Genomic DNA, 26338 nt, shown 5'->3' with positions numbered 1-26338 from the left:
GGGAATCAGGCCTCCGTGACGGGCGGGACAGCACCGGCGAGGGCCGCACCGACGACCCGGAGGCCGTCGAGGTCGGCGATGTCGGCCGCTGCCGCCGGCACCTGGACCGCGGGCAGCCGCGGGTGGGCGGCGGTGAACCCCTGGATCAGCTGGCGCTGGCGGGCGGCCACCTGCGCCCGGTCCGCGTGGGTGCGCAACAGGGCGGCCGTATGCCGTGTCCGCCACCCGTCCCCGTGGTCGCCGGAGACCTCCCCGGGGTCCCCGGACTCCTCCAGGGCCTCGGCCGCGGCCTCCGCGCGTGCCGACGACAGGGGAGCGGGGGCCACGGTGACCCGGTTCAGCACCAGCCCGGCCAACGGCATACGGTCCCGGTCCAGCCGCTGCACGAAGTAGCCGGCCTCGCGCAGCGCGTCCCGCTCCGGGGTCGCGACCACCACGAACCGGGTCGCGTCGTCCTGGAGCAGGGCGTAGGTGCTGTCCGCGCGGGCCCGGAAGCCGCCGAAGACGGTGTCCATCGCGGCCACGAAGGTCTGCACGTCCCGCAGCAGCTCCCGGCCCAGCAGCCGGCCCAGGGTCGCGTTGACCACCGACATGCCGGTGCCGAACAGTTTGAGCGAGGCGCGACCCCCGACCCGGGCGGGGGCGGTGAGCAGGCGGATGAACCGCCCGTCGAGGAAGGACCCGAGCCGGGCCGGGGCGTCCAGGAAGTCCAGCGCCGACCGCGAGGGCGGGGTGTCGACCACGATGAGGTCCCAGCGGTCCTCCTCCTGCGCCTGGGTGCGCAGCTGGCCGAGGCGCTCCATCGCCATGTACTCCTGGGTGCCGGCGAAGGAGGAGGAGACGGCCTGGTAGACGGGGTTCTCCAGGATCTCCGCGGCGGCCTCGGGGGTGGCGTGCGTGAGCACCACCTCGTCGAAGGTGCGCTTCATGTCGAGCATCATCGCGTCGAGCGTGCCGCCGGCGGAGGTGTCGACCCCGGCGACGGGGCGGGGGGTGTTGTCCAGCTCGGTGAGGCCCATCGACTGGGCGAGCCGGCGGGCCGGGTCGATGGTGAGCACCACGACCCGGCGACCGTGCTCCGCGGCGCGCAGGGCCAGGGCGGCGGCGGTCGTGGTCTTGCCGACCCCGCCGGAGCCGCAACAGACCAGCACCTGCACCCCGGGGTCGGCGAGCACGTCCGCCAGGTCCAGTGCCGGGGGCGTTGCCGGGCCACTCACGGGGCCACCCCCTGGTCCTGCAGCACCCAGGCCAGCTGCTGGACGGCATCGGCCCCGATGCCCTCGGGCAGGTGGGGCAGCGAGAGGACGGGACGTCCCAGCGCGTCCACCTCGGTGCGCAGGGTCTGCTCCAGCTCCCAGCGGTCCAGCGCCTCGCGGCCGGTCTGCAGCAGGCCTCCCGTCGTGGCCGGGCCGGGCCGCACCCCGACCGAGGTCAGGTGCCGGGCGAGCACGTCGGGGTCCGGCTGGCCGTCCTCGCGCAGCATCGCCAGCGGGGCGGCGGCCTCCGTCGCACGCACCTGGTTGACGACGACGGCGCCCGGGTGCAGCCCGGTCGCGGTGAGCTCGGCCAGTGCGTCCGCCGTCTCCTGCACCGGCATCTGCTCCAGCAGGGTGACCAGGTGGACCACCGTCGCGGGAGAGTGCAGCAGGTCGCTGATGCTGTCGGCCTGCGACCGGATGGGGCCGACCCGGGCCAGGTCCGCCAGGTGGTCGGTCACGTTGAGGAACCGTCCGACCCGACCCGTGGGCGGCGCGTCCAGCACCACCGTGTCGTAGGCGTGCGGGTCCTGGGACCCCGCTGGCCCCGGCCGGGCGTGCCGCCCGCTCCGGGTCCGCCGGGTGGCCTCGTAGACCTTGCCGCCGAGGAGCACGTCCCGCACCCCCGGCGCGATGGTGGTGGCGAAGTCGATGGCGCCCATCCGGCGCAGCAGGTCACCGGCCCGCCCGAGCTTGTAGAACAGGCGCAGGTACTCCACCAGGGCGGTGCCGGCCTCCACCGAGAGCCCGCACACCTCGCCGCCGTCCAGCCCGGCCGTCACGACCTGCTCCTGCACTCCGAGCGGGGGCACATCGAGGACCTGGCTGATCCCCTGCCGTTCTTCGACCTCGCACAGCAGCACGCGCTGCCCCTCCCCGGCGAGGGCCACCGCCAGGGCGGCCGCCACGGTGGTCTTGCCGGTGCCGCCCTTGCCGGTCACCACGTGCAGTCTCGGGCGCGCGGGCCCGCCGTGCCACGCCCGCGCTGGCCCTGCTGCGGCGCTCATCACAGTCCCTGCAGTTGCTCGGCCAGCACCGCGTGCGCGTCGTGCAGGGGGTCGATCAGGCCGAAGTGCTCGCAGCCAGGCACCTCCACGAGGCGGTCCGTGCCGGGTCGCCCGGCCCGCTCCCACCAGGACCGGGACACCTCCACCGGGACCCGGTCGTCGTCCAGCCCGTGCACCAACCGGACCGGCGCCGCGGGTGCACCGAGCACGAGCGGGTCCGCCTCGGCATACGCCTGGGGAACCTGGTCGGGCGTGCCCCCGAGCAACGCCTGGGCGGCCCCCTCACCGAGGTCCAGCCGGGCCGTCATCCCCAGGTCCAGGCAGCCGGCCAGGGACACCACGCCCACCACGGCGGTGGGGTCGTGGTGCGCGAGCAGCAGCGCCAGGTGCCCCCCGGCCGAGTGGCCGACCAGCACCACTTCCCGCACCTCCTCGTGGGTATGCAGTGCCGCCAGCCCGGCGCGGACGTCCTCGAAGGTCGTGGGCCAGCCACCGCCGTCGGCCCCGGTGCCGCGGTACTCCACCAGCGCCACCCGGTGGCCCTGCCCGGCCAGCGCCGCGGCCAGGGGACGCAGGTGGGTGCGGTCGTAGCCGGACCGCCAGAACCCGCCGTGCACCAGGACCAACCACCGGCCGGTGCTGCCCGCGGCGCCCTGCCTGTCGTGCGCCGGCTGGTAGGTCTCGTAGACCTCGTGCGCCGCCGGCCCGAACGGCACGGAGCGGTCGGGGTCGCGGGCGGGGCGGGTCAGCACCTCGCGGGGGTCGTCGGCCACAGCCCAGTGTCTACGCCCTGGTGGCCCTCGGGGCAAACCGGGCTGCCCCGCGGGCCCCCGCCGTCGCACGCGGGGGCGTACAGTGCCCGCATGCCAAAGTGGGAGTACGCAACCGTGCCGCTGATCGTCCACGCGACCAAGCAGATCCTCGACCAATGGGGCGAGGACGGCTGGGAGCTCGTCCAGGTGGTCCCGGGACCCGACGGGACGAGCCTGGTCGCCTACCTGAAGCGGGAGCTCACATGAGCAACGGCTCTGCGGTCGAGCAGCGCCTCGCCGAGCTGGGCTTCACCGTGCCGGAGGTGGCGGCACCGGTCGCCGCCTACGTGCCGGCGCTCCAGGAGGGTGACCTGGTCTTCTCGTCCGGGCAGCTTCCGTTCGTCGAGGGGGAGCTGCCCGCCACCGGCAAGGTGGGGGACGGCCCGGGCCTGGTGGCGCCCGACGAGGCCAAGGAGCTCGCCGGACTGTGCGCGCTGAACGCGATCGCCGCCCTCAAGTCCGTGGTGGGGGACCTGGACCGGGTGACCCGGGTGGTCAAGGTCGTCGGGTTCGTGGCCAGCGATCCGTCGTTTACCGGCCAACCGGGCGTCATCAACGGCGCCAGCGAGCTGCTGGGCCAGGCGTTCGGCGAGGCGGGCGTGCACGCGCGCTCGGCCGTCGGGGTAGCCGTCCTGCCGATGGACACCCCGGTCGAGGTCGAGGTCACCGTCTCGGTCCGCGCCTGACCACGGTCCCGTGAACGATCCCGGGTCGCAGGGTCCCCACCGCGACTTCCCGATGCCGGAGAACCTCGTGGCGCACGCCCAGGCGTGGCTGAACGACCCGGGACGGGAGTCGGTGTCGGCCAAGCCGTCGGCGACGGTGATGCTGCTGCGCGACGCCGGCGGCCAGGGCGCTCCCGGTGGGGGTGGTCCCGCTGACGGTGCTCCCGGCGAGGGTGTCGAGGTGTTCGTGCTGCGTCGGGCCAGCACCATGCGATTCGCCCCCGACGCCGTGGTCTTCCCCGGGGGAGGGGTCGACCCGCGGGACAGTGACCCGGGCGTGCCCTGGGCCGGCCCCGCGGCGGGTGACTGGGCGGACACCCTGCGCACCGGCGAGGCGGAGGCCCGCGAGCTGGTGATCGCGGCGGCCCGTGAGGTGTTCGAGGAGTGCGGGGTGCTGCTCGCCGGGCCGGACGAGGACTCCGTCGTCGCCGACCTCACCGACCCGGTGTGGGACCGGGAGCGGGCCTCCCTGCTCGCCCGAGAGCACTCCTTCGGCGAGTTGCTGATCCGGCGCAGCCTGGTGCTGCGCAGCGACCTGCTGCAGTTGAGGGCGCACTGGATCACGCCGCTCGCGGAGCCGCGCCGCTACACCACGCGGTTCTTCGCCGCCCGGATGCCGCAGGGCCAGGTCGCCGACGACCGGACCAGCGAGGCCGTCCACGGGGGCTGGGTGACGCCGCGGCGCTCCCTCGAGGACTTCGCGGCCGGACGGGAGCGACTGTTGCCGCCGACCCAGCAGATGCTGGAGCACCTGGCGGCGGCGGAGAGCGTGGCGCAGCTCCTGGCGACCCCCGCACCCGTGTGGCCGGTGCAACCGTGGCCGGTGTTCCACCACGACCGGATGTGGATGCGCGCCCCGCTCGACGCGGCGGGACACGGCATACCCCCGACTGAGGAGACGACGTGATCGACGTGACCGGTGGGGACAGCCCCTGGACCGGGGGTGCCCTGGGGCAGGAGGTCTGGTGCCAGGTGTGCCCGAACCCCGGCCCGATGACGCTCGACGGGACGAACACCTGGGTGCTGGCCGCACCGGGCTCGACCGAGGCGGTGGTGATCGACGCCGGGCCGCTCGACGAGGAGCACCTGCGGGCGGTGCTGGACCTGGTGGCGGCGCGCGGGCAGCGGGTCGCGCTCGCCCTGCTCACCCACTGGCACGACGACCACACCGGCTCGGCCGAGCGGCTCGCGGAGCTCACCGGGGCACCGGTGCGCGGTGCCGGCCGGGGAGAACCCCTGCGCGACGGCGAGTCAATCCGGGTCGATGGTCTGGAGCTGGAGGTGCTGCTGACGCCCGGTCACACGGCGGACTCGGTGTCCTTCCTGCTGCCCGCCGAGCGTGTCCTGTTCACCGGCGACATGGTGCTCGGCCGCGGGACCACCGTGGTCACGCACCCCGATGGGGCGATCGCCCCCTACCTGGCCAGCACCGAGCGGATGCACCGGCTTGCGGTCGAGGGGGCGGTGACCACCCTGGCGCCGGGGCACGGCCCCGTGGTCACCCGGGCGCAGGAGTGGTTGGCGTACTACCTGGAGCACCGTCACGAGCGGCTGCAGCAGGTGCGGGACGCGGTAGCCGCGCTCGCGGCGGACCGGGAGGATGCCGGCGGGCAGGACGGTGCCGAGGGTGCGGGGCAGGCGCTGGCCGACCGGGTCGTGGCGAGCGTGTATGCCGATGTGCCGCGTCAGGTGTGGCCGGCCGCCCGGCAGAGCGTGCTCGCGCAGCTCGACTATCTCGGCCTGGGGTAACCCTGGGTTACCTGGTCGACTCAGCGGGAGCGGCGGCGCAGCCGGTCCAGGTCCAGCAGGGTCACCGACTTGGCGCCCAGCACCAGCCAGCCCCGGCCCGCGAAGTCGGCCAGCGCCTTGTTGACCGTCTCCCGGGAGGCGCCCACGAGCTGGGCCAGCTCCTCCTGGGTGAGCCCGTGGTCGACCTGGACCCCGTGGTCGGTGCGCTGGCCGAACCGGCGCGACAGGTCCAGCAGGGCCTTGGCCACCCGTCCGGGGACGTCGGTGAACACCAGGTCCGAGATGCCCTCGTTGGTGCGACGCAGCCGGTGCGCCATCCCGGCGAGCATCTGCATGGAGACCTCAGGGTGCTCCTGCAGGAAGGTCGTGAGGTCCTGGTGTCCCAGGGAGACCAGCTTGGTGTCGGCGACCGCGATCGCGCTGCTCAGTCGTGGACCGGGGTCGAAGAGGCTCAGCTCGCCGAACATCTCACCCGGACCGAGCACCGACATCAGGCTCTCCCGCCCGTCGCCGCTGGTCCGTGCCAGCTTCACCTTCCCGATGAGGATGATGTAGAGCGAGTCACCGGGGTCGCCCTCGTTGAACACCGTCTCCCCGCGGTGCAGCTGGGTGTGCTGCATCGACTGGATGAGGCGCTCGGCCGAGGTCTCGTCGAGGGCGGCGAACAACGGTGTCTTCATCACTTGGTGGTGGTCCACGGTGGTCAGTCTGCCACTTTCGCGCTGGTCAGGGCAGGGGTGGGAGCAATGTCAGCAGGCGTGTCTAGGGTTTGGGGGTGACCCTCGAGACCGTGACCCCGACCGGGGAGACCCCCCTGGCGCTCACCCGACGGGCCCGGCGGATGAGCCGTGCGCTCGGCGAGCGCTACCCCGACGCGCACTGTGAGCTGGACTTCGCCGATCCCTACCAGTTGCTGGTGGCGACGGTGCTGTCCGCGCAGACCACAGACGTGCGGGTCAACTCGGTGACCCCTGCGCTCTTCGCCCGGTTCCCCGACGCCACCGCGCTCGCGGGGGCGGACCGCACCGAGGTGGAGACGATCATCCAGCCGACGGGGTTCTTCCGCGCCAAGACCGACTCGTTGCTCAAACTGGGGGCCGCGCTCGTCGAGCGGTATGACGGTCGGGTCCCCGGGCGGCTGAGGGACCTGGTGACGCTGCCCGGGGTCGGCCGCAAGACCGCCAACGTTGTCCTCGGCAACGCCTTCGGGGTGCCGGGCATCACCGTGGACACCCACTTCGGCCGGCTGGTGCGGCGCTTCGGCTGGACGGCCGAGGAGGACCCGGTGAAGGTCGAGCATGCCGTCGGGGCGCTGTTCCCCCGCAAGGAATGGACCCAGCTGTCCCACACCCTGATCTTCCACGGCAGGCGGACCTGCCACGCCCGCAGGCCAGCCTGCGGCGCGTGCCCGGTGGCCCGGTGGTGCCCCTCGTACGGCGTGGGGGAGACCGACCCCGACAAGGCGGCCGCCCTGATCAAGGAGGGGCCCCCGCGATGACCGGGCCACTCGGTGCGGGGATGCCGGGATGGCTGGCCGACCTTCCGGCGCGGGTGGCGCAGATGCCGGACCGCTGGTTCAGCAGGTTCCTGCCCCCGGAGGACAGCCGGGCCAGCGAGTCGGCCGTGCTCATCCTGTTCGGCCCCGGGGTCGGGGGAGAGACCGACCTGATCGTCACCGAGCGGTCCCACTCGATGCGCTCCCACGCCGGCCAGGCTGCGTTCCCGGGCGGACGCCGTGAGCGGGAGGACCGGGACCTCGTGGACACCGCGTTGCGGGAGGCACAGGAGGAGATCGGGGTCGACCCCAACTCGGTGGACGTGGTCGCGACGCTGCCCCAGTTGCACCTGCCGGTGACCGAGCACGACGTGCTGCCCGTGGTCGGTTGGTGGCGTCAGCCCGGCCCCGTGGGGGTGCGTGATCCGCGGGAGGTCGAGCGGGTGGTCCAGGTGGAGGTGGCGCACCTGGTGGACCCGGTCAACAGGTTCCGGGTGCGGGGCCCCAGCGGCTACGTGGGTCCCGCCTTCGACGCCCACGGGTTGCTGGTCTGGGGGTTCACCGCCGGCCTGCTGGACCGGACGCTGCACCTGGCCGGGGTCGACCGGCCGTGGGACGCGACGGACGTCCGGGACCTTCCCCTCAACCAGTGGCGGGACTAGCCGGCCGGGGTCAGGCGGCCTGGGACTTGCCGGCGCTCTGGGACTTGCCGGTGCTCTGGGGCTTGCCGGTGCTCTGGGGCTTGATCGCCTCGACGGTCTCCTGGGCGTTGCGGATGGCCCGCTTGGGCTTGCCCTCGACCTTCTTGACGTTGCGCAGCCCGATGAGGCCGAGGATGGCGGCGATGAGGAACAGGACGCCGGCGACGATGAGGTGACCCGCCCACTCGGGCAGGCCAGCGGCGACCAGTCCCCAGGCGCCGGCGAGCAGTGCGACCCCGAAGCCGTAGGCCGCCAGGACCCCGGCGCCCACGAAGAATCCGATGCCCTTGCCCGCGTTGGTGACGTCGGCCTTGATCTCGGAGGTCGCCAACTCGATCTCGTTGCGCACCACGGCCGATACGTCGGCCGTGGCATCGGAGACGAGCTGACCCAGGGTGCGTTCGGGAGTCTGGTTCCCAGTCGTAGACATGGGGCCGACTGTACCCAACCGACCCCCAAAGCGCCGATCCGGCGGGGACCGCGCGACGGCCCCGGGCCTCAGGCCGCAGACATGACAGTGCCCACCCGGCACCCCCTGTTTGTGCCGGGTGGGCACTGCTTCGACTTCACCGGTCCCGTGACAGCCGGTGCGGGCCTGCGTCCGAGGGAGAGGTACACGGCCGCACTGTCGATGCGTCTTAGTCTGCCGCTCCGCGTGCCCGGTGCACTCCCCCTTTGATTAAGGGTTTGGCAAAAATTTCACCAGTGCTCCGGGGCCCTTCGACAGGTCGGCGGATCACTCCTGCGAGGCGCCCTTGCCCGAGTCCATCCCGTCCTTGATGAGGTCCATGACGGTGCTGTCGGCCAGGGTGGTGACGTCGCCGACCTCGCGCTTCTCGGCGACGTCGCGCAGCAGTCGCCGCATGATCTTGCCGGACCGCGTCTTCGGCAGCTCGGCCACGACCATGATCTGCCGGGGGCGGGCGATCGGGCCGATCTCCTTGGCCACGTGCTGACGCAGCTCCGCGACCAGGTCCTCGCCCTCGCCCTCCTCGTCGGCCTCTGCGATGGCGTCGCCGCGCAGGATCACGAAGGCGACCACCGCCTGCCCCGTCATGGTGTCGGTCGCACCGACGACAGCGGCCTCGGCGACCTTCGGGTGGGAGACCAGGGCCGACTCGATCTCGGTGGTGGAGAGCCGGTGACCGGAGACGTTCATCACGTCGTCCACCCGCCCGAGCACCCAGATGTTGCCGTCGTCGTCCTTCTTGGCGCCGTCCCCGGCGAAGTAGAGGCCGTCGTACCTGCTCCAGTAGGTGTCGGCATACCGTTGCGGGTCACCCCAGATGCCGCGGAGCATCGAGGGCCACGGCTCGCGGATCACCAGGTAGCCCCCGCTGCCGTCCGGCACCGAGTTGCCTGCCTCGTCGACGACGTCGACCGCGATCCCGGGGATCGCCAGCTGGGCCGAGCCCGGCCGGGTGGCGGTGACGCCGGGCAGCGGGCTGACCATGATGGCGCCGGTCTCGGTCTGCCACCAGGTGTCCACGATCGGGCAGCGGTCGGCGCCGATGACCCGCCGGTACCAGATCCACGCCTCGGGGTTGATCGGCTCGCCCACCGAGCCGAGCAGCCGCAGCGAGCTCAGGTCGAACTTCGCCGGGATGTCCTGGCCCCACTTCATGCAGGCCCGGATCGCGGTGGGTGCGGTGTAGAAGATGGTGACGCCGTAGTCCTGCACGATCTCCCACCAACGGCCCTGGTGCGGGGTGTCGGGGGTGCCCTCGTACATCACCTGGGTCGCGCCCAGCGACATCGGCCCGTAGACCGAGTAACTGTGCCCGGTGACCCAGCCGATGTCGGCGGTGCACCAGTAGACGTCGGTCTCCGGGTGTATGTCGAGCACCACCTTGCAGGTGAAGGCGGACTGCGTCAGGTAGCCGCCGGTGGTGTGGAAGATGCCCTTGGGCTTCCCGGTGGTGCCGGAGGTGTAGAGGATGAACAGCGGGTGCTCGGAGTCGAAGTACTCGGGGGTGTGCGTCGGCTCTGCCGCCTCCAGTGCCTCGTGCCACCAGAGGTCGCGGTCGTCGTCCCACTCGACCTCGGTCTCGGTGCGCCGCACCACCAGCACCTTCTCGACGGTGCTGTCGCCATCGACGGCGGCGTCGACGGCCGGCTTGAGGGCGGCAGCCTTGCCCTTGCGGTAGCCGCCGTCCGCGGTGATCACCACCTTGGCCTCCGCGTCGGCGATGCGGGTGCGCAGTGCGTCGGCGGAGAAGCCGCCGAACACGACGGAGTGCGGCGCGCCGAGGCGGGCACAGGCCAGCATCGCGATGGCGGCCTCGGGGATCATCGGCAGGTAGATCGCGACCCGGTCGCCGGTGCCCACCCCGAGCGCGGCCAGGGCGTTGGCCGCCCGCTGCACCTGCTCGTGCAGGTCGGCGTAGGTCAGGGTGCGGGTGTCGCCGGGTTCGCCGACGAAGTTGATGGCGACCCGGTCACCCAGCCCGGCCTCGATGTGCCGGTCCAGACAGTTGACGGAGGCGTTGAGCCGGCCGCCGACGAACCACTTGGCCACGGGGGCCTCGGTCCAGTCCAGGGTCTGCGTGAAGTCGTTCTCCCAGGTGAGCAGGCTCCGTGCCTGGTCGGCCCAGAACCCTTCCCGGTCTGCGGCGGCTGCGTCATACAGTTCCTGCGTGCCGTTCGCCTGGGCGGCGAACTCCTCGCTGGGTGGGAACGTGCGGTCCTCCGCGAGCAGGTTGGACAGGGTCTCCTCGGCCACGATGCCTCCTTGGGATGGGTTGGACTCCTTCCCAGCCAACACTGCCACCCCGGGATCGGCAACAGGCGATGACCCCTGGTGCGTTGACCGGCCCGACCCGCACGGTCAGCGGTCGGCACCGCGGGGCGGGCGGGCTCACCACCGGTGTGCCACATCCACCACGAGGCGGGCTCCGGAGCCGGGTCCGTCGAGCACGAATACCCGGAACGGGAGCCGTGCGCGGACGCCCAACCCGAACGTCGTCTCGCCCTCGAAGCTGCCGGCCCGGGCGACCTGCCGGAAGGTGCGGTAGTCCGCGACCCGCACCAGGCGTGCGGGGTCCCCCGGGAGGTAGGTCGCCCGCCCGGCGTCGTCGTAGGCGGGGCTGCGCAACACGATCTGGAGGTCGGCGGCGCCCGCCAGGGTGAGGGCGGTGCCGGTGCCGGGTGCCCGCACGGCATCCACGTAGCGGACGTCGTAGCCGAGCCGTCCCGGCTCACCGGCAACGTCGATGACCAGCCGGTCGTAGCAGGCGTGCCGGCCGGACCGGACGTCGTGCACCGTGCCAGCCTGGCCGGATGCGGCGCCGACCCGGGGGAGCGAGCCCCAGACGAGGCCGCAGAAGCTGGCGGGGGCGCCGGCCGCGCCCCGCTCCACCGTCGTCGCACCCACGCCTGGGGCGGCGGTGCTCACCACCGCGGAAGAGGTGCCCATCCCGAGGGTGAGCGTCGCAGTGATCATCGCGAGGGCGCCGGCCAGGAGACGCGGACGGCGGGGTCGGATAGTGCTCATGGTGTCCTCCTCTACCGGGGCGGAGCCCCTGACGTGCGGCGCGGACGCGTCACACCCTGCAGACGCCGCGGGGGCCCCGCTGGTTGGGGCGGGCCGACGTAGGGTTGACCGGTGAATACAGGTCGCACCGGCGTTGCCGCCGACGTCGCTGCCCACGTCGCCTCCCTCGGCAAGGCGCCGGGTGTGGCCGCGGCCGTGGACCGGGCCCGCGGCGCCTGCACGGAGTTGCGGTGGCACCAGGCGCTGCGGCGCAGGATCCCGGAGGCCGCCGCGGAGTCCAGGGTGCGGGGTGCGGCGGCGACGGCCCTGTTGGAGGGGGCCGAGGTCGCCGGGTCCCGGGGGAGCCTGACCGTGCTGCGCGACATCATGCGCGGCGCGGGGCGCTGGCCCGCGGAGCCCGGCCCGGTGGAGCGGACGGCGAAGGCGGCGGTGCAGGTGACCGCCGCCACCGAGTTCGTCGACACGGCGGCGCTGCGCTCGCCGGCCCAGGTGCTGGCGCGGCTGCACGTGGCCGCGGGCGCGGAGCTGCTGCCGCCGGACCAGGTCGGGCGGCCCCGGACGGCGGGGGAGGACTGCCGTGAGGCCGCGGAGCTCGGGCCGGCCCCAGGCGGGGCGGAGGTTCAGGTGCGCATGGGTCTCGTGGGGGACCTGCTGCGGTCCCTGGAGGCCGGCGCGTCGGCGCTGATCGTCGGCGCGCTGGTGCACGCCGAGATCGCGACGGCGCGGCCGTTCGTGGCCGGCAACCTGTTGGTCGCCCGGGCCATGGAGCGAGTCGTCGTCCGGGCCGGTGGCCTGGACCCGACGGGCGTCGCGGTCGTCGAGGCCGGCCACAGCGCGAAGGTGGGGGCCGACTACCGGGGTGCCCTCACGGCATACGGACAGGGCGGGCCCGAGGGCGTGCGGCTCTGGCTGCTGCACTGCGCCGAGGGCATCGTCACGGCGGCGGGCGAGGGGGTGGGGATTGCCGACGCGGTGCTCGCGGGGCGGCTCGGCCCCGGCCCCGACGGGCCGACGGATCGGCCCGGGCAGACCGGTCGGGGTCTTCCCAAGAGTCTCCTCGAGGAGTAGAAAGGACGCGGAGGAGAGCGCGGTTTGCGATCGCCTCACAGGTGACCACCCGGGCACCCACGCGCGGGCAGTCCACTGGTTGGACCGGTCGAGACCGGGGCTTGCCCCCGATCTGACATACACGAATGCACGCTCTGTTCGCCCGGGTGGTCACCGACACCGCACAGACGGCGCGGCGACAGCGCCGAGTAAGTAGCGAGCAAAGAAGCGTCCAAGAGTTGTCCAAGGCCCTGTCATCTGCGGAAATGCCCGGATGGCACCCTCGTGGCGCGCCCGCGTGGCGGGCAGAGTTTGCATCAGCCCCCGCGAAGGGCCATACTTGTCACATGCGCTCCCCGCAAGGGTTGAGCGCGGGCGTCACGGGTCATCCCCCCCTGGCCTGTGACGTCGACGGCCCCCGCTCCCCCCGCGGGGGCCGTCCCCTTTCCCGGGACTTTTCTGCGCCGTCCACAGCGCGGTCGCGCGCCACGGTTCGTCCACAGGCCCGGGCCCGCCCCTGGCAGCGCCCGGCCGCGACCGGTTGGTTGGGGACATGCCGACCGCGACAGCGCCACAGACGTCCCGCGCGCCGGAGCCACGGGGGCGGCCCCGGGGCCGGGTGCTCGGGGTCCAGGGGGTCTCCGGGGGAGTGGGCGCCAGCATCCTGACTGCGGCGCTCGCCGTCCGCGCCGTGGCGGCCGGCCGCCGAGCGTGCGCCGTCGACGGGTGCCCCTGGGGTGGCGGCCTCGACGTCCTCGTCGGCCTCGACGCCGTGCCCGGGGCCCGGTGGCCCGACCTTGCCACGATGCGTGCGCCGCGCGGTGACGCGTTGCTCGCCGAGCTCCCGGGGTCCGGCGGGTTGTCCGTGCTGTCGTGGGAGGCCGCGCCACCGGTCGACGTGCCCGAGCCCTGGTCGGTGCTCCCCGCGCTCCGGACCTGCGTCGACCTGGTCGTGGTCGACCTCCCTGCCGCGGGCAGTGCCGGGTGGTGGCAATGGCTAGACGCCTGCGACGAGATCATCCTGATCGTCGGAGGCGCTATCGACGGGTTGCGCCCGGCCCGCGCCGTGCTGGAGGGTGCCGTCGCCCAGTGCACATCCGGTGAGCCACAGCGGAGCGACCGTGTCGGCGGGAACGGCCGGGTCCGCGGGACCGTCCTGCGCCTGGCCCCCGGCGGGGTCGAGCCCGAGTGGGTGGCGGCCGCGCTCGGTCTCCCGATTCTAGCCGAGCTGGGACAGGACGACTCGGTGGCCGTCGACCTGGTGCGCGGCAGGCCGGTCGGGACCGGTGGGGAGCTCTCCCGGGTCGCGGACCAGGTGCTGGCCGAACTGGCGCCCGGGTCGACGGATGTCGACGGTCGAGGGGATCCGCGCACCCCACGGACGGATGGACCGGGCTGATGGTCTCGACCGACGAGGCGGTGTGGCGGCAGGTCCGCCAGGGGCGCGGACCCACGGAGGAGGGGGTCACCGAGGTCGCCCGCGCGCAGGTCGGAAGGCTCGGGGAGGACGGTGCGGCCGGTCTGCGCGACGAGTTGCACCGGGCCGTGCTGGGGCTCGGGCCCCTGCAGGACCTGCTCGCCGACGAGACGGTCACCGACATCCTGGTCAACGGTGCCGAGGGCGTCTGGGTCGATGCCGGGGAGGGCCTGCGCCGGGTCGGTGAACAGGCCTTGGGGGAGCAGCCGGTGCGACGGCTCGCGGTGCGGCTCGCCGCCCTCGCCGGGCAGCGACTCGACGACGCCAACCCGGCCGTCGACGGGCTCCTGCCGGGCGGGATCCGCCTGCACGCCGTGCTCCCGCCCCTGGTGGAGGGCGGCGCCCACCTGAGCCTGCGCGTGCCCCGTCGGTTGACTCCCGATCTCGCGGGCCTGCAGGAGTTGGGGATGTACCCCGCCGAGGTCGGCTCGCTGCTGCACGCGATGGTCCGGAGCAGGCTCGCCTTCGTCGTCACCGGCGGCACCGGGACCGGCAAAACCACGCTGCTCGGAGCGATGCTCGGGCAGGTCGGGGACGACGAACGCATTGTCGTGGTCGAGGACGTGCGCGAGCTCGCCGTCCGACACCCGCACGTCGTGCGTCTCCAGGGCCGACCGGCCAACATCGAGGGCAAGGGGGAGATCACGCTGACCACCCTGGTGCGACAGTCGCTGCGGATGCGTCCGGACCGGTTGGTCGTGGGCGAGGTCCGTGGCCCGGAGGTGCGGGAACTGCTGGGCGCGCTCAACACCGGCCACGAGGGTGGATGCGGCACGCTCCACGCCAACGCCAGTGCCGACGTGGTCAGCCGGTTCGAGGCGCTCGGGGCACTGGCCGGGCTCGGTCCGGCGGCGGTGCACGCCCAGGTCGGGAGTGCGCTCGACGCCGTCGTGCACCTGACCCGGGAGGGCGGTTCCCGGCAGGTGCAGGAGATCGCCCTGCTGACCCGCGGCGCCGACGGCCGGGTCCAGGTGGACCCGGCCCTGACCGTGGGCACCACTCCGGACGGCGGGTGGCGGGTAGTCCGCGAATCCGCCTGGCCACGGCTCACCCAGCGGGTGGGGATGTCGTGACCGCGGCCGTGCTGCTCGCGCTCGCGGTGCTCTGTTGGCCGTCCCGCCGCGCGTTGCGGGCCGCTGCCGCAGGCGTGGAGCTGCCGTCGTCGCGGTCCGACTCCACAGGGACGCGTCGGCGCCAGGGGGTGGCAGGCTTGCCGACGTCGGGCGTCTCGCCAACAACGCGAGTTTCGTCGACCACGGGACTCCAACTCGGCTCGCGGTTGCAGCGCTGGGCTCTTCGGCTGCGCCCGGGTCAGCGCGGGACGCTCCTGCCGTTGCTCGATGCGGCCGCGGCGGCGTTGCGCACCGGACTGCCGACGGTCGAGGCGCTGCAGGTGGCAGGTGGCGCGGTGCCGGACCCCGTGCGCGCCAGGGTGGTCGACCCCGTCGTGCGTGCGGCGCGGGAGGGCCGTCCGCTCGCACCGGTCTGGCTCAAGGTCGCCCGCGCCGAGGCCGACCCGGATCTCACCGTCGTCGCGCGGGCCTGGGCGCTGAGCGAGCGCACCGGAGCGCCGCTGGCCGACGCGCTCGCCACTGCGGCGACCGTGGCCCGTGCCAGGGTGGCTCACCAGGGGCGGGTCTCCGGCGCCACGGCCGGGGCGCAGGCCACCGCGATGCTGCTCTCGCTCCTCCCGCTCGGTGGGATGGGGGTTGGGCTGTTGCTGGGCTTCTCGCCGGCACAGTTGTACGGGACCCCGTTGGCGCAGGCGAGTCTTGGGGCAGGGCTGCTCGTGCTGCTCCTGGGGCGTGCCGTCGTGCGCCGCATGATCGTGCGGGTGGCGGCCGGGGAGGAGTGATGTGGGCCGTGCTGACCGGTGCCCTGGTCGGGCTCGCCGTCTGGGTTGCCTGCGGCGGACGCGTCCAGCCCGGACCGGGCTGGAGGCCGCGGCGCGGGGGCCGCCCCGGAGGTCAAAGGCGCCCGTGGGGCGCTCCTGGGGGAGGGGCCCGCGGTCGGGAGCCCGAGGTGCCGGTCACGGAGGCGATGGAACTGATCGCGGTGGCCATCGCCACCGGGGCGGCGGTGGTCCCGGCTCTTGAGGAGGTTGCCGGTGTCCTCCGGGGCCGACGGGGCGCCGAACTCGCCCGGGTGGCCGCCGCCGTTGCGTGGGGCTATGAGGACCGGGCGTGGTCCGTCGCGGGACCGGACTGGGAGCCGGTGCATCGCGCCCTTTCCCTGGCGCAGCAGGCGGGTGTGCCCCCGGCAGCCCTGCTCAGGGCCGCGGCCGCCGACCTGCGCCGGGACCGAGATGCCGAGTTGGAGGCGGCAGCGGCTCGGCTTGGGGTGCGTCTCGTGCTGCCGCTGGGGCTGTTGTTCCTGCCAGCCTTCCTGCTGACCACCGTCGTGCCGGTCGTGTTGGCCCTGGCCACCGGTGTCCTGCTGGGGTCCTGAGGTTGTGCACAGCGAGGTCCGGACCGCACGGCTGTCCACAGATCCTGGGCAGCGCCTTCCACCGTCCGTGCCGCTGAGTGAGCCTTCCCCAAAGGGAACATCCGGTTCCCCGCAGGGATGGAGGCAAGCATGAGGAAGTCACTGGAGCGGCGTCACGGCTGGCGCCGGCTCACCGAGGCGGTGTCCGGCGCGCGAGAGGCGGGGATGTCGACGGCGGAGTACTCCGTCGGCACGCTCGCCGCGTGTGCGCTGGCGGCCGTGCTGTTCGGGATCGTGAAGTCGGGAGGCATCTCAGACCTGATCACGACCATCATCACCACCGCGCTGTCGGTCGTGCTGTGAGGTGGCGCGGGCGCCATGGCGAGCGCGGGATGGTTGCGGCCGAGCTGGCTGTGGTCATCCCCGCCGTGCTCGTGGTGCTCGCGCTCTGTCTGGCGGGGCTGGGGCTGGCCGTGGACCAGGTCCGTTGCGCGGATGCGGCCCGCGTCGCAGCGCGGGCCGCATCCCGCGGTGACCCGGTGGCCACGGCGCGGGAGGCTGCCGCCCGGGTAGCGCCGGAGGGATCGGTGATCAGCGTCGAGGTCGGCGGCGGGGAGGTGCTGGTGCAGGTGACCGCGCCGCCGCGGCGCTTGCTGTTCGGAGGTCCGGCGGCCAGCTCCAACGCCGTCGCTGCGCTGGAGCCCGGCGTGGTGGACCCATGAAGACCGGATCCCGCCGCGCCACGCCGCAGACCGAGCGGGGCTCCGCCACGGTGCTGGGCCTCGGCGTCACGGGGGTCTGCCTGATGTTGCTGGGCCTGTTGCTCACGGTCGGTGCGGCGCTGGCGGCGTCAGGCAGGGCCAGCTCCGCGGCCGACCTCGCGGCGCTCGCGGGGGCGGGTCGGCTGCTGTCCGGCGAGACGGGGGAGGCCGCCTGTGCCCAGGCCGAGGACGTCGCCCGCCGCAACGGCGCCCGCCTCACCGAGTGTCGGACGGCCGAGGGTGAGGGCCTCCTCGGCCCGAGCATCACCCTGCTGGTCGAGGTGCAACACCCCGTTGCAGGGCTCGGCCCAGCGCAGGCCAGGGCCCGCGCCGGGGGTGTGCCGGCAGGGGAGCGGTAATCCCGTGGGCCTCTTCCGGGCGTCTGTGCGCGGTCAGCGGCCCTCGCCGTCGGCACGCGGCTGGCGGTGGTCCATCGGGATGTCGATGCGCCCGTCACGGCCCTCTGCCGTCCCCTTCGCGGGGTCGCCGCCACGCACCACCCGGTCGTCCGAAGGGTCCGAGGTCCCGGTGCCGGGGGTTTCCCGTCCGACGTCCCTAGAGCCATGCCCGGACCGGGACGTGCGCCCGGCGGCACCGCTCTCGTCGCGCGGGGAGGTGCGGTCGGCCTGCTGGGCCCGGTGGCGCAACTCCTGGAGCTCCTTGCTCTTGCGTCGCTGCCGGCGCAACCCGGCAAAGATCAGGACAAGCCCGACGGCGAGCACCACGATGCTCAGCGCGCCCAGTCCGAAGATCTCGAGCGGGTTGAGGTTGGCGGTCAACACCCAGAGGTCGATCTCGATCTTCTCCAGGTTGGCCGTGCCGAACGCCATGAACCCGACCACCACGAGGGCGATCAGGCTCAGGATCACACCGATGACCAGCATGGGGAACACCTCCGGGGCAGTCGGTCCAGAACGCTTTGACCATACTGCGGCCCGGGCATCAGGTCCCGCCAAGCGGTGCCCGGCGCAGGACGTGTCGCAGCACCACCCGCGCAGCCGCCTTGTCCAGCGGGTTGTTGCCGTTGCCGCACTTGGGGGACTGCACGCAGGACGGGCAGCCGGTGCGGCAGCCGCAGGACTCGATGGCCTCCAGGGTCGCCGACAGCCAGGTGGCGGCGCGACGATAGCCCTGCTCGGCGAAGCCCGCGCCACCCGGGTGCCCGTCGTAGACCATCACCGTCGGGAGCCCCGTGTCGGGGTGGAGCGCGGTCGACACCCCGCCGATGTCCCACCGGTCGCAGGTTGCGATCAGGGGCAGCAGCCCGATCGAGGCGTGCTCCGCTGCGTGCAACGCCCCGGGGACGTCTGCCGCCGACACCCCGGCAGTCGCCAGTTCTCCCTCGGGAAGGGTCCACCACACGGCGACGGTGTCCAGGGTCGAGGCGGGCAGGTCCAGCGGGTGCTCGCCGATGACCTCGCCCGTGGGGAGCCGGCGCAGGAACGAGGTGACCTGGCTGGTGACCCGGACCTGCCCGAGGTGCAGCCGCACCGGACCCCAGGCCGTCTCCTCCTGCACCCCGCCGATGGCGAACTCACTCACCGACCGGGCCTGCGTGCTCCAGCCGGGGTCCCCCGGGACCACGAACGCACTGCCGTCGGTCAGGTCGAGCCCGCTGACGACATACGGCTGACCCTGGTGCACATAGACCGCTCCGGTGTGCACGACGGATGGCGCCCGCGGTTCGTCGACGGTGCCCAACACCCGGCCGGTGTCGGACTCCACGATCCGCACCTGCTGACCGATTCCACGCAACCGGACGTGGTCGGCGGCACGGTCGGGCCGTGCCCAGTACCACCCCCTGGGGCGGCGCCGCAGCACACCGGCCGCGACCAGGGACTCGGCGAGCGCGGGGACGCCCGGGCCGAACCACGCGGTGTCCTGCTCGGTCAGTGGGAGCTCGGCCGCGGCGGCGGCCAGGTGGGGTGCCAGGACGTGCGGGTTCGTCGGGTCGATGATGCTGGACTCGACCGGTGCCTCGAAGATGGCCTCGGGGTGGTGCACCAGGAAGGTGTCGAGCGGGTCGTCCCCGGCCACCAACACCGCGAGCGACTCCGCACCGGAGCGCCCCGCCCGTCCCGCCTGCTGCCAGAAGGACGCCCGCGTCCCGGGCCAGCCGGCCAACAGGGCAGCGTCCAGCCCGTCGATATCGATGCCCAGCTCCAGCGCGGTGGTGGCCGCCAGGCCCAGCAGTGCCCTGGACCGGAGCTGCTCCTCCAGTTCCCGCCGCTCCTCGGGCAGGTAGCCACCGCGGTAGGCGGCCACTCGGCCCGCCAGGCGGGGGTCCACCGGCTCCAATCCCCGCCGGGCCGCCTGGGCGACCACCTCCACCCCCACCCGCGACCGGGCGAACGCCACGGTCTGCACGTCGCGCACCACGAGGTCGGCGAGCAGGTCCGCGGTCTCGGCGACCGCGCTCCGCCGGGCGCCCTCGGTGGTCAGGGGAGGCTCCCACAGCCCGAAGGTCGCGGCCTGCCGTGGCGACCCGTCCTCGGTGACCGCCACCACCTCCTGCCCGACCAGCCGCGAGGCGTGGCCCGCAGGATCGGCGACGGTCGCCGAGGCCAGGAGCACGATCGGGTGGGAGCCGTAGCGGGCCGCCACCCGCAGAAGCCGCCGCAGCACGGCCGAGACGTGCGCCCCGAACACGCCCCGATAGACATGGCACTCATCGATCACGACGAACCGCAGCGCGCGCAGGAAGGGCACCCACTGCGGGTGCCCCGGAAGCAGCGAGTGATGCACCAGGTCCGGGTTGGTCAGCACGTAGTGCGCGTGGTCGCGGATCCACCGCCGTTCCTCCGGCGCGGTGTCCCCGTCATAAGTCGCGCACCGCACCCCCGGCAGGGCGAGCGACTCCAACCGGGCCAGTTGGTCGCCCGCGAGGGCCTTGGTCGGCGCCAGGTAGAGCGCGGTGGCGCCCCGACCCGTGGGTGCCTGGGTGCCCTCGGCCAGCGCCGACAGCACCGGCACCAGGTATCCCAGTGACTTGCCGGACGCGGTGCCCGTGGCGCACACCGTGTGCCGTCCCTCGCGGGCGAGCCGGGCGACCTGCGCCTGGTGCCGCCACAGGCGGGTGATGCCCTGACCCGACCATGCGGCATACACGGTCGGGTCGACCCACTCCGGCCAGGGCTCGGTGACCGCCTCCCGCGCGGGGACACGGTGCACATGGACCAGCCGCTCGTCGCCGCGGGACAGTTGCGCGAGCACCCGTGAGGGGTCGAACCGGGAGGGTCCGGTGGGTGGGTCGGTCATCGTCGGACACGGTATGCCGTGGGTCGGACACGGATTGTCGGGGTGCACCCCCTAGAGTTGCCGCAACATCACAACGGTCCGTGCGTCGATGCCGACGTGCCCAGGAGGAACGATGACGCCTGTTCTGACGCGTGACATCGATCTCGGCGGTGGGGAGTACTCCATCGTCGTGGTCGTGTTGCTGATCTCGGTTGCTGCCCTGGTGATGGGCTTCCGCTTCCGGCAGGAGGTGTTGACGACCTCGGCAGGCACGGACTCGATGAAACAGATCGGTGCCGCGGTGCAGGAGGGTGCGCAGGCGTTCTTGCAACGGCAGTTCAAGACCCTCGGTGTCTTCGCGGTCCTGGCCTTCTTCCTCCTCATGGCGCTGCCCGCCGACGACTGGTGGGTGCGGGGCGGACGCTCGGTGTTCTTCCTCCTGGGAGCCGGGTCCTCCGCGGCGATCGGCTACCTGGGTATGAGCCTGGCCACCGAGGCCAACATGCGCGTCGCCGAGGCCGCGCGCACCACGGGCAAGGACCTGGGGATGCGGATCGCGTTCCGCACCGGTGGCACGGTTGGCATGTTCACCGTCGGCCTCGGGCTGCTCGGTGCCTCCCTGGTGGTGCTGCTCTATCAGGGTGATGCCCCCAAGGTCCTCGAGGGCTTCGGGTTCGGCGCTGCGCTGCTGGCCATGTTCATGAGGGTCGGCGGCGGCATCTTCACCAAGGCGGCCGATGTCGGCGCGGACCTGGTGGGCAAGGTCGAGGCGGGGATCCCCGAGGACGACCCGCGCAACGCCGCCACCATCGCGGACAACGTCGGCGACAACGTCGGTGACTGCGCCGGGATGGCCGCGGACCTCTTCGAGTCGTATGCCGTGACGCTGGTTGCAGCGTTGATCCTCGGCACCGCGGCGCTCGGCGTGAGCGGCCTGTCCTTCCCCCTGATCATCTGCGCGATCGGCACGCTGACCGCGATCATGGGCGTCTACATCACCAAGACCCGACCGGGTGAGAGCGGGCTGTCCGCGATCAACCGGGGCTTCTACGTCTCCGCGCTGGTCGCCGCCGGCGCCTCCGCGCTGGCCGCCTTCGTCTTCCTGCCGTGGGACTTCGACGGCATCGAGGTCAACGACCCGATGTCACTCTTCCTGGGTGCGACGTCCCAGCCCGACTTCAACCCGGCCGTCCGCGGCGCGGCCGCCGTGATCATCGGCATCGTGCTGGCGGCGTTCATCCTGTGGCTGACCGGCTACTTCACCGGCACCGAGGACCGGCCGACCAAGGACGTGGCCCGGACCTCGCTGACCGGCCCGGCCACGGTGGTGCTCTCCGGTATCGGCGTGGGCCTGGAGTCGGCCGTCTACACCTCCGCGACGATCGCGGCGGCCGTCTACCTGTTGTTCACCCTTGGCGGCGGGTCGTTGATCCTCTCCCTGTTCTTCGTCGCCCTGGCCGGGTGCGGTCTGCTCACCACGGTCGGCGTCATCGTCGCGATGGACACCTTCGGCCCGGTCTCGGACAACGCGCAGGGCATCGCCGAGATGTCCGGTGACGTGGACGGTGAGGCCGCGCAGATCCTCACCGACCTGGACGCGGTCGGCAACACCACCAAGGCGATCACCAAGGGCATCGCCATCGCCACGGCGGTGCTCGCCGCGACCGCGCTCTTCGGCTCCTACCTGGACGCCATCGTCACCTCGGTGCGGGACATGGTGGAGAGCGGCTCCGAGGTGAGCGCGGAGGACGGCAGCTCGCTGTTCCAGTCGTTCCTGGTCTTCGACCCGCGTGCCCTGGTCGGGGTGCTGCTCGGTGGCGCAGTGGTCTTCCTGTTCTCCGGTCTGGCCATCAACGCGGTCACCCGGGCTGCGGGCGCCATCGTCTTCGAGGTGCGCCGCCAGTTCCGCGAGATGCCCGGCATCATGAACTACACGCAGAAGCCGGAGTACGCCCGCGTCGTCGACATCTGCACCAAGGACTCCCTGCGTGAGCTGGCTACCCCGGGTCTGTTGGCGATCTTCGCCCCGATCGCGGTCGGCTTCTCCCTGGGTGTCGGTGCCCTGGCGGGCTACCTGGCGGGCGCGATCGGCGCCGGCGTGCTGATGGCGGTGTTCCTGGCCAACTCCGGCGGTGCCTGGGACAACGCCAAGAAGATCGTCGAGGACGGTCACCACGGTGGCAAGGGCACGGCAGCCCACGAGGCGACGGTCATCGGCGACACGGTCGGCGACCCGTTCAAGGACACCGCCGGCCCGGCGATCAACCCGCTGCTGAAGGTGATGAACCTGGTGGCGCTGCTGATCGCCCCGGCCATCGTGTCGCTGTCCATCGGGGACAACGCCAACGACATGCTCCGCTGGCTGATCGCCCTCGTGGCCCTGGCCGTGATCGTGGTCGCGGTGTGGATCAGCAAGCGTCGGGACCTGGCCATCGGCGGCGACGTCGACGAGTCCGTCTCGGCGGGATCCGCCGGCAGCTGACCCCCCCGCCCACCGCAGGGCCCCGCGGCCCCTGCGTGACGGCATACCGACCCCCTGGCCCACGTGGCCGGGGGGTCGGCGTCGTCCGGCCCCGGAGAGTGTCTCCGGCAGCGTTCTCGAACAGTGTGCGCGCGCACAGAGATTGGTAACGTGATCGCCAGCCCGACGCAAGGAACTCCCATGAGTACGCACCCCGGGCGCCGAAGTGCTCCCGGCGCCGGACTCCTGCTCAGGTCACTGCTGGCCGAGTACGAGCCGTACCGGCGGCAGTGGCGTCGGCACGTGTTGCGTGCGGGGGCGGTGGAGGTGCACCAGGGGGCCGTGGCCATGGTGATCGCGGAGTACTTGTGGGACAGGGGAGAGGTTGACGAGTCGGACGATCGCTTGCCGCGTCGGCTGAAGGACCCGGTCGGCCGGGCCCTGTCGGGGCACGTACTGTCCCGGCGGACGCTGGAGTGGTTCATCCAGGCCTTCGAGTTCACGGACGTGCACCGGGCCCAACTGTGGGAGCAGCTGCGTGCCGATCGGGAGCCGCCGTCGCCGGTGCTGGACGTGGTGCGGTCACCGGTCAACGGGGCGCAGTACCGGACCCGCGCGCTCAACGAGCACCACATCCTCGGGCGCCAAGGCCTGCCGCTACGGCACGTCACGATGCAGGTCATCGAGGCGGTGGAGCCGATCTCGCACTACACCTACCGGTTCGATACGTCGGCGGCGTCGATCGAGGTGACCCGCGGCGGAAGGGCCGGGCGGGTTCACCCGCTCGGCGCCGGGATCTTCGCGGTGGACATCCAGTTCCCCAGTGAGCTGGCCCCCGGGGAGACCGCCACGATGGAGTACCAGACCGTCTTCCACTACGACACCGCGCCGCCCCCGGAGTTCCGCCGGGGCGTGCGCCGGCCCGTGGGGGCGATGGCCCTGGAGGTTCAGTTCCACCCCGATCGTCTGCCGCGACGGGTCGACTGGGCCCGGTGGGGAGAGCTGGGCGCCGGGCCGCTGGAGCGGGAGCAGATCGCGCTGCGCGCCGACCACTCGGTGCACGCATTTCGCAGCGACGTCGAGGAGACGATCTGCGGCTTCATGTGGGAGTGGTAGATCGACGTTGTCGCAGGTCAGCGGCTCTGTCGGTGGCGCGCGCTAGCGTGTGGGTATCAGCTTGATCCGGGGGGCCGGAGGGGCCCCGCGGGACATGAATCCTCTGGGAGGGGGTGGAGTCGGTGACCGGTATGACGAGGGGTGCGGATGTGGGGGAGCTGCGCTGCCGGATCGGCTCCGACCGGGACCCCGTGGCGGCCGACGCCTTCCGGGCCTGGCACGCGGGCGCGGCACGTCGGCGGCAGGGCATGGCCGGCGGGGCGCCTGGGGCACGCGCACCTGGTGCCATGGGTTGGTGCCGTCCGGACGCGTCAGCCGTGGCGGAGGCCCATCGCGCAGCCCGGCTTGCCGAGCAGTGGCTGGCGTCCGAGGCGCACCCCGGGAAGCAGGGTGCGGACCCCGCAGCTCCTGAGCCGACGGAGGTGGAGGCACCTGAGTCGGCGAGGGTGGAGGCACCTGAGTCGGCGGGGGTGGAGGCACCTGAGTCGGCGGTGCCTGCCCCCGGTGCGGGACGCGCTGCGCTACCGGCGGTGCTGGAGGCGTCGGGCTTCCCTTCCCACATCGTCGAGCACCTGTGTGCCGTGTCCGCGGCGCTCCTCGCGGGCGACACCTCGGTGCAGGAGCCCGCACGGCCGAGCTCCGTCCGCAGGCACCGAGCCACGGACGACGAACTCGTGGCCGCGGCCGAGGGGCTTCTCGTGCTCGGGCGCTGGTCCGACGCCGCACTCAGCGGCGTCCTGGGAGACATCGCCGAGGCGACGGGCGAGGAGCTCCTGGCCCGCGACGACGTGGCAGGCGCGGAGGAGCTGTCCAAGACCGCCCGGGAACGCTGGCGCGCCAAGACGAAGTCCGTGGTGGCCCACGAGCTGCAGCTGCTCACCGGCTGGGGGATCCAGGACTGCCACGACCGGGTCGGATTCGCGCTCGGTCCGCGGCAGGCGGTGGCCATTCCGCTGACGGCGATGGCCACGGGCGAGGCACAGTGGTCGCAGGTGCGGACCTGGTGGCAGGCCTGCCGTCGGATGCCCGTCGAGATCGCCGCGCAGGTCGCGGCTCGCATGTTCGGCCCAGGCTCGGACCGGGCGAAGTCGGCCCGTGACTCCGGCATTGACCCGGGGGACCGGGCACGGTCCTCCCTCGGTGAGACCAAGGACGACCTGGCCCGCTTGTTGGCGGCGCTGCTCGGTGAGGATCCCGAGGCAGCCCGGGCCTCCCGGCGTGCCGCGGTGGCACGACGGGATGCGTATGCCGAGCTGGAGGACGACGGCACGGGGACGCTCACCATCACCGGTGGGACCAGTTCGGTGGTCGCCGCGATTGATCGGATCGACCGCATTGCCCGGGCCGTCAAGGCGGCCGGCGACCCTCGGACCCTGGCGCAGTTGCGTTCGGACATCGCGATGTCGCTGCTCGTCCACGGGACGACGGTCCCGCCCCCTCAGCGCGCGAACGGCTCGGGAGGTAGGACCAGGCCGGAGGGTGCGACCCGGTCGGAAGGCGCGACCCGGTCGGAAACTGAGACCAGGCCGGAACGGGAGACCAGTCCCGAAGGGGAGAACGACGCAGACAGCGACGACCTCGTGAGCGAGGTAGGGGAGGACGTCGCCCGCATCATCGCCGGGCAGCCCACGATCAACCTTGAGGTCATCGTCCCGCTGGACGTGCTGCTGGGGGCCGGGAGCGACGGGGTCGGTGCCATACCGGGGCACGGGTATCTCTCGGCCGAGCACGTGCGTGAGCTCGCGGCCGCAACCGGGGGCGTGCTGCACCGTCTGGTCACCGATCCAATGGACGGCAGGGCGGTGGAGAGGTCTGTCACCTCCTACCGACCCGATGCGCCGATGCGCACCCAGATCCGCGCTGCGGACAGGCACTGCCGGGCGCCTGGATGCCTCGTTCCCGTGGACGATTGCGAGCTCGATCACGAGATCCCCTACGTCGACGGGGTGACTGGCGGACTGACCTCGGAGACGGGTCTGAGCGCCAAGCACAAGCCGCATCACCAGCTCAAGACCTGGAAGGTGTGGCAGACCTCGATGGACCGGACGAGGCGGGTCACGTGGACCACCCTGTTCGGTCGGTGCTACACGACGCGGGCACACGACTACCGGGCCTACACATCGCAGGGGTCCTCTGCCGGGTCGTCCCCGGGGTCCTCTGCCGGGTCGTCCTCGGGGGCCTCTGTGGGGTCATCGGCGATGGAGGACCTGAGCGCAGCCGAGGGCGACAGGGACCTGCAGGATCGCCTGGTGTTCGCTGCCCTGGCGCATCGTGACCCGGACGACCGGCTGGCAGGGCACGACGATCACGCAGACAATGACCTGGTCGACGAGTCCCGGCGGAGCCTGCACCGGACGGCACCCATCCAGCTCCGTCACCGCGTGTCGGGCCCGGGCAGTAGGCGCCGCCCCGGTCCGCCTCCGGACCAGCCCACACCCGAGGAGATCCTGGCCGAGATCGGTGCCGACCTGACGGGGGAGGCCGAGACCCCGATGGATCCCACGGTCCAGGAGCCGCCGCCACCGTTCTGAGAACGCGCGGCAGATCCGCTGATGAGCCGGCGGCCACCATTAC

Annotated in this window: 26 protein-coding genes; 17 read left to right on the top strand and 9 right to left on the bottom strand. The window is 72.9% G+C overall.

Features of this window, described 5'->3' with window-relative positions; all coding sequences use genetic code 11:
- Nucleotides 1-5: 5 nt before the first annotated feature.
- The 3 genes from bagB to AC1QRC_RS18280 all read right to left on the bottom strand — a co-directional run bounded on the left by bagB (nt 6) and on the right by AC1QRC_RS18280 (nt 3036).
- Nucleotides 6-1217: an ATPase BagB gene (gene bagB, locus AC1QRC_RS18290; protein WP_484204658.1), complete on the bottom strand. Its 1212-nt coding sequence runs from the start codon at nt 1215-1217 to the stop codon at nt 6-8.
- Nucleotides 1214-2197 carry an ArsA-related P-loop ATPase gene (locus AC1QRC_RS18285; RefSeq protein WP_484204657.1) on the bottom strand — a complete coding sequence of 328 codons (984 nt, stop codon included), beginning with the start codon at nt 2195-2197 and terminating at the stop codon, nt 1214-1216. Before AC1QRC_RS18285 ends, bagB begins: the two co-directional genes overlap by 4 nt.
- 65 nt (nt 2198-2262) lie before the next feature.
- Entirely contained in the window at nt 2263-3036 is a 774-nt protein-coding gene (locus AC1QRC_RS18280; RefSeq protein ID WP_484204656.1) for an alpha/beta hydrolase family protein, read from the bottom strand.
- A gap of 90 nt (nt 3037-3126) precedes the next feature.
- Between AC1QRC_RS18280 and sp36 the strand changes: the two genes are divergently transcribed.
- From sp36 to AC1QRC_RS18260, 4 genes are read left to right on the top strand one after another with little or no spacing between them, the layout of a single operon-like run.
- Nucleotides 3127-3282 carry a Sp36 family protein gene (gene sp36, locus AC1QRC_RS18275; RefSeq protein ID WP_484204655.1) on the top strand — a complete coding sequence of 52 codons (156 nt, stop codon included), beginning with the start codon at nt 3127-3129 and terminating at the stop codon, nt 3280-3282.
- A complete protein-coding gene (locus AC1QRC_RS18270) occupies nt 3279-3761 on the top strand; it encodes a RidA family protein (protein ID WP_484204654.1) in 483 nt (160 codons plus the stop codon). Before sp36 ends, AC1QRC_RS18270 begins: the two co-directional genes overlap by 4 nt.
- Before the next feature lie 10 nt (nt 3762-3771).
- Entirely contained in the window at nt 3772-4707 is a 936-nt protein-coding gene (locus tag AC1QRC_RS18265; protein WP_484204653.1) for an NUDIX hydrolase, read from the top strand.
- On the top strand, nt 4704-5549 hold the full coding sequence (locus tag AC1QRC_RS18260; protein WP_484204652.1) for an MBL fold metallo-hydrolase: 846 nt from the start codon (nt 4704-4706) through the stop codon (nt 5547-5549). The genes AC1QRC_RS18265 and AC1QRC_RS18260 overlap by 4 nt, the downstream gene beginning before the upstream one ends.
- 20 nt (nt 5550-5569) lie before the next feature.
- Here AC1QRC_RS18260 and AC1QRC_RS18255 read toward each other — a convergent pair whose 3' ends face one another.
- Nucleotides 5570-6247, bottom strand: coding sequence for a Crp/Fnr family transcriptional regulator (locus AC1QRC_RS18255; protein WP_484204651.1), 678 nt, complete (start codon nt 6245-6247; stop codon nt 5570-5572).
- Between the two features lie 143 nt (nt 6248-6390).
- On the opposite strand from AC1QRC_RS18255, the gene nth reads away from it, so the two are divergent.
- Both nth and AC1QRC_RS18245 read left to right on the top strand, forming a co-directional pair.
- Nucleotides 6391-7047 (top strand): endonuclease III, encoded by a 657-nt coding sequence (gene nth, locus AC1QRC_RS18250; RefSeq protein WP_484206689.1) that lies wholly within the window; start codon nt 6391-6393, stop codon nt 7045-7047.
- Nucleotides 7044-7706 (top strand): NUDIX hydrolase, encoded by a 663-nt coding sequence (locus AC1QRC_RS18245; protein WP_484204650.1) that lies wholly within the window; start codon nt 7044-7046, stop codon nt 7704-7706. The genes nth and AC1QRC_RS18245 overlap by 4 nt, the downstream gene beginning before the upstream one ends.
- A 10-nt stretch (nt 7707-7716) precedes the next feature.
- On the opposite strand, the gene AC1QRC_RS18240 is transcribed toward AC1QRC_RS18245, so the two are convergent.
- From AC1QRC_RS18240 to AC1QRC_RS18230, 3 genes are all read right to left on the bottom strand, one after another.
- Nucleotides 7717-8175: a phage holin family protein gene (locus AC1QRC_RS18240; protein WP_484204649.1), complete on the bottom strand. Its 459-nt coding sequence runs from the start codon at nt 8173-8175 to the stop codon at nt 7717-7719.
- 306 nt (nt 8176-8481) lie between these two features.
- Complete coding sequence (gene acs / locus AC1QRC_RS18235; protein ID WP_484204648.1) at nt 8482-10467, bottom strand: acetate--CoA ligase; 1986 nt, start codon at nt 10465-10467, stop codon at nt 8482-8484.
- Between the two features lie 135 nt (nt 10468-10602).
- A complete protein-coding gene (locus AC1QRC_RS18230) occupies nt 10603-11160 on the bottom strand; it encodes an AMIN-like domain-containing (lipo)protein (RefSeq protein ID WP_484206688.1) in 558 nt (185 codons plus the stop codon).
- Between the two features lie 189 nt (nt 11161-11349).
- Between AC1QRC_RS18230 and AC1QRC_RS18225 the strand changes: the two genes are divergently transcribed.
- From AC1QRC_RS18225 to AC1QRC_RS18190, 8 genes are all read left to right on the top strand, one after another.
- Nucleotides 11350-12306: a Fic family protein gene (locus tag AC1QRC_RS18225; protein WP_484204647.1), complete on the top strand. Its 957-nt coding sequence runs from the start codon at nt 11350-11352 to the stop codon at nt 12304-12306.
- Nucleotides 12307-12838: 532 nt separating this feature from the next.
- Nucleotides 12839-13684: a CpaE-like family protein gene (locus AC1QRC_RS18220; protein ID WP_484204646.1), complete on the top strand. Its 846-nt coding sequence runs from the start codon at nt 12839-12841 to the stop codon at nt 13682-13684.
- Nucleotides 13684-14835, top strand: coding sequence for a TadA family conjugal transfer-associated ATPase (locus AC1QRC_RS18215; protein WP_484204645.1), 1152 nt, complete (start codon nt 13684-13686; stop codon nt 14833-14835). The genes AC1QRC_RS18220 and AC1QRC_RS18215 overlap by 1 nt, the downstream gene beginning before the upstream one ends.
- Nucleotides 14836-15095: 260 nt before the next feature.
- The gene (locus AC1QRC_RS18210; RefSeq protein ID WP_484204644.1) at nt 15096-15617 is read left to right on the top strand and encodes a type II secretion system F family protein; all 522 of its coding nucleotides are present in this window, start codon (nt 15096-15098) and stop codon (nt 15615-15617) included.
- 167 nt (nt 15618-15784) lie between these two features.
- Nucleotides 15785-16210: a type II secretion system F family protein gene (locus tag AC1QRC_RS18205; protein WP_484204643.1), complete on the top strand. Its 426-nt coding sequence runs from the start codon at nt 15785-15787 to the stop codon at nt 16208-16210.
- 129 nt (nt 16211-16339) lie between these two features.
- Complete coding sequence (locus tag AC1QRC_RS18200; RefSeq protein WP_484204642.1) at nt 16340-16552, top strand: DUF4244 domain-containing protein; 213 nt, start codon at nt 16340-16342, stop codon at nt 16550-16552.
- A 29-nt stretch (nt 16553-16581) separates the two neighbouring features.
- Entirely contained in the window at nt 16582-16911 is a 330-nt protein-coding gene (locus AC1QRC_RS18195) for a TadE family type IV pilus minor pilin (protein WP_484204641.1), read from the top strand.
- The gene (locus tag AC1QRC_RS18190; protein WP_484204640.1) at nt 16908-17309 is read left to right on the top strand and encodes an Rv3654c family TadE-like protein; all 402 of its coding nucleotides are present in this window, start codon (nt 16908-16910) and stop codon (nt 17307-17309) included. Before AC1QRC_RS18195 ends, AC1QRC_RS18190 begins: the two co-directional genes overlap by 4 nt.
- Nucleotides 17310-17342: 33 nt before the next feature.
- Here AC1QRC_RS18190 and AC1QRC_RS18185 read toward each other — a convergent pair whose 3' ends face one another.
- Nucleotides 17343-17834 carry an Asp23/Gls24 family envelope stress response protein gene (locus tag AC1QRC_RS18185; RefSeq protein ID WP_484204639.1) on the bottom strand — a complete coding sequence of 164 codons (492 nt, stop codon included), beginning with the start codon at nt 17832-17834 and terminating at the stop codon, nt 17343-17345.
- 58 nt (nt 17835-17892) lie between these two features.
- On the bottom strand, nt 17893-20208 hold the full coding sequence (locus AC1QRC_RS18180) for a DEAD/DEAH box helicase (RefSeq protein ID WP_484204638.1): 2316 nt from the start codon (nt 20206-20208) through the stop codon (nt 17893-17895).
- 112 nt (nt 20209-20320) lie between these two features.
- On the opposite strand from AC1QRC_RS18180, the gene AC1QRC_RS18175 reads away from it, so the two are divergent.
- The 3 genes from AC1QRC_RS18175 to AC1QRC_RS18165 all read left to right on the top strand — a co-directional run bounded on the left by AC1QRC_RS18175 (nt 20321) and on the right by AC1QRC_RS18165 (nt 26295).
- Entirely contained in the window at nt 20321-22669 is a 2349-nt protein-coding gene (locus AC1QRC_RS18175; RefSeq protein ID WP_484204637.1) for a sodium-translocating pyrophosphatase, read from the top strand.
- Nucleotides 22670-22849: 180 nt separating this feature from the next.
- A complete protein-coding gene (locus AC1QRC_RS18170; protein ID WP_484204636.1) occupies nt 22850-23764 on the top strand; it encodes a hypothetical protein in 915 nt (304 codons plus the stop codon).
- A gap of 530 nt (nt 23765-24294) precedes the next feature.
- Nucleotides 24295-26295 carry an HNH endonuclease signature motif containing protein gene (locus AC1QRC_RS18165; RefSeq protein ID WP_484204635.1) on the top strand — a complete coding sequence of 667 codons (2001 nt, stop codon included), beginning with the start codon at nt 24295-24297 and terminating at the stop codon, nt 26293-26295.
- Nucleotides 26296-26338: the final 43 nt, after the last annotated feature.

Source organism: Ornithinicoccus sp., assembly GCF_057176825.1.
This window is presented reverse-complemented; position numbering and strand designations above follow the sequence as displayed.

Bases quoted from the DNA above. Each gene is read 5' to 3' on its own strand.
- nth (WP_484206689.1), top strand. From the start codon at position 6,391: ATGAGCCGTGCGCTCGGCGAGCGCTACCCCGACGCGCACTGTGAGCTG.
- AC1QRC_RS18245 (WP_484204650.1), top strand. From the start codon at position 7,044: ATGACCGGGCCACTCGGTGCGGGGATGCCGGGATGGCTGGCCGACCTT.
- AC1QRC_RS18170 (WP_484204636.1), top strand. From the start codon at position 22,850: ATGAGTACGCACCCCGGGCGCCGAAGTGCTCCCGGCGCCGGACTCCTG.
- AC1QRC_RS18215 (WP_484204645.1), top strand. From the start codon at position 13,684: ATGGTCTCGACCGACGAGGCGGTGTGGCGGCAGGTCCGCCAGGGGCGC.
- AC1QRC_RS18175 (WP_484204637.1), top strand. From the start codon at position 20,321: ATGACGCCTGTTCTGACGCGTGACATCGATCTCGGCGGTGGGGAGTAC.
- AC1QRC_RS18190 (WP_484204640.1), top strand. From the start codon at position 16,908: ATGAAGACCGGATCCCGCCGCGCCACGCCGCAGACCGAGCGGGGCTCC.
- AC1QRC_RS18200 (WP_484204642.1), top strand. From the start codon at position 16,340: ATGAGGAAGTCACTGGAGCGGCGTCACGGCTGGCGCCGGCTCACCGAG.
- AC1QRC_RS18220 (WP_484204646.1), top strand. From the start codon at position 12,839: ATGCCGACCGCGACAGCGCCACAGACGTCCCGCGCGCCGGAGCCACGG.
- sp36 (WP_484204655.1), top strand. From the start codon at position 3,127: ATGCCAAAGTGGGAGTACGCAACCGTGCCGCTGATCGTCCACGCGACC.
- AC1QRC_RS18230 (WP_484206688.1), bottom strand. From the start codon at position 11,160: ATGGGCACCTCTTCCGCGGTGGTGAGCACCGCCGCCCCAGGCGTGGGT.
- AC1QRC_RS18195 (WP_484204641.1), top strand. From the start codon at position 16,582: ATGGTTGCGGCCGAGCTGGCTGTGGTCATCCCCGCCGTGCTCGTGGTG.
- AC1QRC_RS18240 (WP_484204649.1), bottom strand. From the start codon at position 8,175: ATGTCTACGACTGGGAACCAGACTCCCGAACGCACCCTGGGTCAGCTC.
- AC1QRC_RS18270 (WP_484204654.1), top strand. From the start codon at position 3,279: ATGAGCAACGGCTCTGCGGTCGAGCAGCGCCTCGCCGAGCTGGGCTTC.
- AC1QRC_RS18185 (WP_484204639.1), bottom strand. From the start codon at position 17,834: ATGCTGGTCATCGGTGTGATCCTGAGCCTGATCGCCCTCGTGGTGGTC.
- AC1QRC_RS18180 (WP_484204638.1), bottom strand. From the start codon at position 20,208: ATGACCGACCCACCCACCGGACCCTCCCGGTTCGACCCCTCACGGGTG.